General features: G+C 54.5%; 5 protein-coding genes. 1 reads left to right on the top strand and 4 read right to left on the bottom strand.

Annotated features, from left to right (window positions below; genetic code table 11):
- On the top strand, nucleotides 1-323 hold a 323-nt coding region (locus tag GCT19_RS36810; protein ID WP_152854674.1), incomplete at its 5' end, for an RES domain-containing protein.
- Nucleotides 324-641: 318 nt separating this feature from the next.
- Here GCT19_RS36810 and GCT19_RS36805 read toward each other — a convergent pair.
- The 4 genes from GCT19_RS36805 to GCT19_RS36790 form a co-directional block, all read right to left on the bottom strand.
- Nucleotides 642-1526: a restriction endonuclease gene (locus GCT19_RS36805; protein ID WP_193727496.1), complete on the bottom strand. Its 885-nt coding sequence runs from the start codon at nucleotides 1524-1526 to the stop codon at nucleotides 642-644.
- A gap of 133 nt (nucleotides 1527-1659) precedes the next feature.
- Nucleotides 1660-3060, bottom strand: coding sequence for a response regulator (locus GCT19_RS36800; RefSeq protein WP_152854672.1), 1401 nt, complete (start codon nucleotides 3058-3060; stop codon nucleotides 1660-1662).
- Nucleotides 3057-3950 carry an ATP-binding protein gene (locus GCT19_RS36795; RefSeq protein WP_152854671.1) on the bottom strand — a complete coding sequence of 298 codons (894 nt, stop codon included), beginning with the start codon at nucleotides 3948-3950 and terminating at the stop codon, nucleotides 3057-3059. The genes GCT19_RS36800 and GCT19_RS36795 overlap by 4 nt, the downstream gene beginning before the upstream one ends.
- Nucleotides 3947-5776 (bottom strand): AAA family ATPase, encoded by a 1830-nt coding sequence (locus GCT19_RS36790; RefSeq protein WP_152854670.1) that lies wholly within the window; start codon nucleotides 5774-5776, stop codon nucleotides 3947-3949. The genes GCT19_RS36795 and GCT19_RS36790 overlap by 4 nt, the downstream gene beginning before the upstream one ends.
- Nucleotides 5777-6000 lie beyond the last annotated feature (224 nt).

Raw genomic sequence — 6000 nt, 5'->3', positions numbered from 1 at the left:
CGGTCTGCTCCTACACCGTCGCGCTGCGTAATCTGGTCGACCTGCGGCAACTCCACCGCGGCCCTCTTTGGGACGACCTTTGGCACGACTGGAGCGAGGATTGGCGGCACCTGAAATTCGAGCTGCACATCGAGCCCCCGACTTGGGTTCTGAGCGACATGGTTCGGGAGCAGGGCTTTACCGGCATTGTGTTTCCCAGCCAGACGCACGAGAGCGGTACAAACGTCGTGGTGTTTACCGACCGCCTCGGCGATGGCAATTCGATCGAGGTCAACGACCCGGATGGCCAACTTCCGCGGGACCAGGCAAGTTGGTCGCGTTGAACACCTCTCTGAGGTCTCATGCCGCTGGTATAGAATGCCCGCTCAACCTTCACCGCAGTGTAACGGCGCCTCTTGTTCGCCGACTGTCGTCCGAATCGCCAAAGCACGGAAGCTTTGACTAAGGGCTACGATCTTCGCCGGTTTGACCACTTCGTAGACGTTAAGCGATTCGCGAGCCTTTTCGCCGCCTCTTTCCTTGTTCTGCGCCACCAGCGAAACACGATCGTCGTCGGCGGGCGCCCCGTTGATATTGAAAACAAGCCGTCGCTCCCCCTATCCGGACGGCCACACCTCGGGAAAACGGATACAAGTACATTCCTAACTCGAACCCGTGCGGTGGCTATTTAGCACATTTGCGAATTTGGCTCCGACCTCCAAGGTGCCCTCAAGCCTGCCCCCCGTTTCCTTGATAGCGAGATGCGCGAAATCTCCGTCCTTGCCATCAAAGAACCCGCCCACGATCATGTCGGTGCCGTCATACGTTACTTGGTTCGCGTTCAGATTCCGGTATTTCGATTTGTATCCGAAAACGACCTCCAGCGTTAGGGGCAGCGCAATTATGTCATTTTGGTCCTTGAATTCGCATTTTCCCCCCAAGTCATATCCAACGACGATCCACGGGTCCGGCCCGGAGGCCTCGTTCTCCATCAACTCCTTGGATTTATGCTTACTCAATTCAGAGGCAACAAACAGGTTCGCAACATACTCCTGGATCGGCACCCACGTGTCTTTCTCGCGAACTGTGACCTCGTTGTTGAAAGTAAACCCCGCCTCCGCCGCTTCAGTTCCCATGGTGGCTTGAATCTGGCGAACAAAATATTGCCGACCATAAACGGATAGGTTTCTCAATTTCTCGAAACTTTTTGACCAATTTTCGCTTTTTGCGGAATTGAAAGTCAAAAGTTTAATGTTGTTTTTGAGAGCATATTTTTTTGCACTATCGGTAAACCCATTCTTTGAAACGACTATAGTCTGATTGATATTGACCTTTCTATGCTTCTCGCGAAAAGCTTCAATCACTCGAACGTCAAGTGGCTTCTGTGCAGCATTGCACTCGACGCCGATTTTTATGTCACAGTTAAGCAACTTGCTTTCGATAAGAATATCGATTTCACGATCCGTCTCCGCCTCATTGTCATACAGCATCGCGGATTCTGTAATTTTCGCGTCTGTCGGCGCGAGTCTACGATTAATGACTTTCACCAACTTTTGGAAGTCATTCGTTCGTTGTGGCATTCCTCACCCTCTACATCGGCTTGCATTTATCCGCATTCTGGGGTTCACCGCGATCTTCGGCCCCATGTTCCCCAAATCTGTTTTCACGATGCCATTGAAATCATGTCTGATCGTAGTAGGCCTTGATGCCTTCCAGCAATGCTTTCGCTCTATCGGTGTCTACATCCTGGTACCTCAGTTGCCTCAAGAGGTAAGAGTAGGCCACGGCTGCGACTTCCCGTTCCCCCGCTGCAGCATCAAGCGCCCATTTCCTACAAGCACGCACGAAGTCTGGGTAGGGACAATCGATGAGATAGCGGTCCAAGTCTCCCCAGAGTAACGCTTGATCGTTACTGGGCCACTGTGCCGCCCGTAGCGGACCCTTAGGATGGGAGAACAGAGAGAGCTCCAATGTGATTGCGTCCATGCTCGATGGACCATCACCGGCGTCGCCATAGTCGATCAGGATGGGCGTCCCTTCTTCGGATACTAAAACATTTAATCCGTGAAGATCACCGTGGGCGCAGTTCCATTTCACCTGTATATCGGCATCCTCGAATGCCTCGGACCACGCCACCTGCGGTTTCACCAGTTCCGCTTTTTCGTCCGTAAGAAACCGGCGCCGAACGTCGCGGATTGACCGTCGGCTTTCTACATTCCCCGCCCAGCGTGAGACCAACTTTGCTATACGATCTACAATATCGACCGGTACCGACCTCGCTTGCACAATATCGAAGGCATTTTGCTCGAACCCCTCGGCCAGACCGTAGAAGATCCCGGAAGTAGCTTTCCCGCCGTGTTCGAGAACCTTGAGCTTTCTCGGCGTAGCCTCGGGGGGAAGTCGGGAAACGTACTTCGTGTATTTTTCATCTTCGTCGCGGATCGCGCGTGGCTCGCCGATCTTGCAAACCGTATTGTGAACGACCATACCAGCGGCATTGGTGACCTTCAGGCGCAATACTCGAGTTCCGGACAAACCACCACTTATCTCGGATATCGCCACCTTGGTGCCGCCAGCGGTTCTTGCGAAAATCCTGATGAGGCGCTCTTCGGATTCTGACAGCGTCAGGCCATTGCGTTTCAACTCGACCGTTCGAAGCGCCCCCACCTCGTCTCGGTATTGAGCCAACAACGCTGGGAACTGATCGAGTTTGTGCTTCGGATGGAAAGCGACCATCTGAAGTTGCGCGCCCCCCCAGACGTCGACTTTCGCTGAATGCTCCAGCAATGACGGTATAAATTTCTCCGCGGATGAGCCCGTAAGCACTATGACGGGCGTTCCCGGCGCGTCGACACGAGCTGCTCCAAACACGGAATGACCGTGTACCGGATCGCCGTCTAGCGGTCCGTCTGACGTCGGTATGTTGAGATCGAGCAATATCAGATCGAAAAACTCATTACGGATCTTCGTCAATGCTGCTTCTTTATTTGCAGCGAACGTACATTGAGCGCCCTCGCCCTCCAGGGTCTCACGAAGCTCGTCGGTAAAGTCCTGGTCGTCTTCTACTATTAAAACTTTCATTCGGTGATCCCCCAGCGGATTTCGTATTTGGCACCACCTCCGGGCGACGGCGAGAGCGAGACCTCCCCGCCAAGGGTTTCTAAAGCTCGCATAGCGATCGCAAGCCCGAACCCCGCATGACCAGCCTTGGTCGATTTTCCAATCCCGAAAGAGGTGGCTGCTGATCTGGCCAGTCCCGGCCCGTCGTCGACGACCGAGACCCAAAACTCGCGATCAGTCTTACCCCACGTAACAACCAAGTGCGCCGCGCTTTCCCGGCCCCCTTGCCTCTTGATAACGCCAGCTTCGATACCGTTTCTCAACCCGTTGCACAACGCGAGCTGGAGCAGATGTCTACTGCTCGTAACAAGAAGCGGTCGCATGCCGACGAGCGAGATGTCTGCGACGTTTCCTTCGTTCTCAACGGACGCGACTTCATCGATAAGTTCCGCCAAGTCGAAACGTTCAATGCTCGGCTTGATGGAAGCGCTGCGTAGTTGCTCAATCGCATCAAAAATTGATTGAAGGTTCCTGACGTGTCTCGCGGTTTTGGAGTCGACGAAGTTTGGTACCTCGCGAGACGCAGAAAGGGCGATCAAGCCTAGCTTGGATCCAATTTCATGCAGCAGAATCCCTGAGATCCACTCTATCGCGTCGGCCTTGACGCGAGACAGGGACTCATCCTCATCCTGATCGTCATCATCCATTTCAAGGACGGTCACTCGCTTGGAACAGGATGCAATAGCGACCTCGATTTGCTTCAATACGTACGAGTCCCGCTCGGCATGCCGGGCTTTCAAGAGTGGCTGCAGATCTTCAGGCCGTGCAAGCTTCATTAGGGCACGCGCGGCATGGAATCTGTCGTGAGAGGAATCCGACAGCAACTTGGAAAGCGCCTGTTCGCGTGTCATACAACGGAGAAAGAATCGTAAAACGAGGCGCGCTTCTCAAACGCAGCAGCGCCACCTTCCATGACGTTCGAGATCGCCTCAACGATCCTTGCATCGTTAAGGGCGCCGGCCGCGAGGACAAAGCCTTGACGGCCGTCGGAGCCGAGATGAATAACGCGATCGGCGTTCCCTAAGACGGGAATATTCGGGTTGTGCGTTGAAAACAGAATCTGACTTCCCACGTCACGCATCAGCAGAGACTTGATAAGCGTTCCAGCGATGAAAGCGTTGTCAATGTGGTCTTCAGGCTGGTCAACGATGAGTACTTTGTCTCGATGAGCGAGAATTAAGGGGAGCACAACTGTGCAGCGCTGTCCAGTCGACAGCGTTGCGATATCTTTGTAGTCAGTGCCGTCCAGCAGTTGCAGCGTTACTTCATCTTCAATGTCGATTGTAGCGAGGCTGGACAGGTCCAACGTGCGAAGATGAGAAAGAACACGCGAGGCCCGTTCGACCGAAATTCCTACGGCGTCCACCACTAGGTCGACATCGAAATCGTCGACAGCCTCCAGCAAAGATCGCGGACTCAGTCGTGCGGATAGCGCCTGTGCAACGTCGCCGTATCTGACCCCGCTCCCGCGCAACAGGTCAGATATCAAAGACGTGAAATTAGATTGTTGGCCGTTCCTCAGTACGCTGGTACGGATGTTTGGTCTCAACGCATCGTTGAGCGAGTCGGAAATGATTTCCCGCGACATGTGTCGCCCGGTGCGCACTTGTTCAAGACGCCCGAGCGCTTCACTACGTTTCTGTACCAGTGCCGCCAAAAGATTTCGGCGCTCAGCACAAAGACCAACTATGGAATCGAGCGTCGCCTTTTTTGCCCGCAGTTCTTGACCCTTCCGCATGATCTGGCCGGCTCCGGCTTGATGCGAATCCACTTCCTGGCGCAGGCCGCGTGCCGTCTGTTCGTTGAGTAGGCGCTCAGCGTTGACGGCCTTCAGGCGTTCATCGATCTTGGCATGCGTATTGTACGAGGACTGCAGAGCCTGTCTGAGGATCTCGCGTGTAGTCGCGTTTTCGCTGGCCAACGACGGAATCTCCGTTCCGAGCGTCTCTTGGTCCGACAACGCAAATTCGTACGCCCCCTTAATAGCGCCATACCAGTCTGTAATTTCCTTCTTCGCTCGTTCGAGGTTGGCTCCTTTTACGACGCCTGCTGAAAGAATTTCGGAGATGGCCTTAAGCTGGTCTGCCTTCGATTGCAAGACGGTGGATGCCTTTGCAACATTCGCTTCGAGTTCAGCATTTTGTGCAAGCTCGCTATTGACAGAGGGGGCTTCCTGCAACGCGCGCTCAAGTTCCTCGATGTCTTTACGGACCCTCAAGCATTCCGCCGTCAGTGAAGCGATGTCCGCAATCGCTCGCTTCTCTTCTGCGTTGTCGGACGAGGTCGTAGTCATGAAACTGTCTACGAGCCGAAGCCTGCCTTGCGGCTCGAGTCCTATCGTTTCGATCTCTGTCTGAGAGAAAACGATAGGCTTCGCGAAAGAGCCAGTTGATCGAGGAAGCGCATCAGAAGCGGTTCGACTGACGACTGTGCGTTGACCGCCCGATACGAGCGTCACTGTCACCTGACCCGGGCCGAGAATCGATAGGGCATGCTCCTTGCTCCTCCGGGTCACCTCGTTAGTGTTTCCCGGAACGTCTAGGCAAAACCGGATGAGTTCAATCAGTGATGTCTTGCCGGTCCCGCGCGCGCCAATTACGACGTTCAGCCCAGGGGAAAACTGCACGTCCAGTCCACCCAAGAATCCCTCTTCCACCTGCACGCGTTCAATGTACATTGCGCAATCCCTTGTTAGATGCGTTTCTTCCCGGGCACGTTCTCAGGCGCCCTCGCTGGACGCGAGTATATATCCCGCCGCCCTGCCCTATGGCCGCTCTTTGACGAGTCCGGGCAAAAGTGTGTCTGCGGGCGAGCGGCGTGCTTTCTGATCCGTGGACGATCTCTAGTATCGGCTCGCGACCCGCTGTGCTTCCGATGATCACCGACATTAAGAACTCCCCT

It is taken from the genome of Paraburkholderia atlantica (genome assembly GCF_009362785.1).
GTDB classification, from domain to species: domain Bacteria; phylum Pseudomonadota; class Gammaproteobacteria; order Burkholderiales; family Burkholderiaceae; genus Paraburkholderia; species Paraburkholderia atlantica.
This window is presented reverse-complemented; position numbering and strand designations above follow the sequence as displayed.

Coding starts and splice junctions, on each gene's coding strand:
- GCT19_RS36800 (WP_152854672.1), bottom strand. CDS start 3,060: ATGAAAGTTTTAATAGTAGAAGACGACCAGGACTTTACCGACGAGCTT.
- GCT19_RS36795 (WP_152854671.1), bottom strand. CDS start 3,950: ATGACACGCGAACAGGCGCTTTCCAAGTTGCTGTCGGATTCCTCTCAC.
- GCT19_RS36790 (WP_152854670.1), bottom strand. CDS start 5,776: ATGTACATTGAACGCGTGCAGGTGGAAGAGGGATTCTTGGGTGGACTG.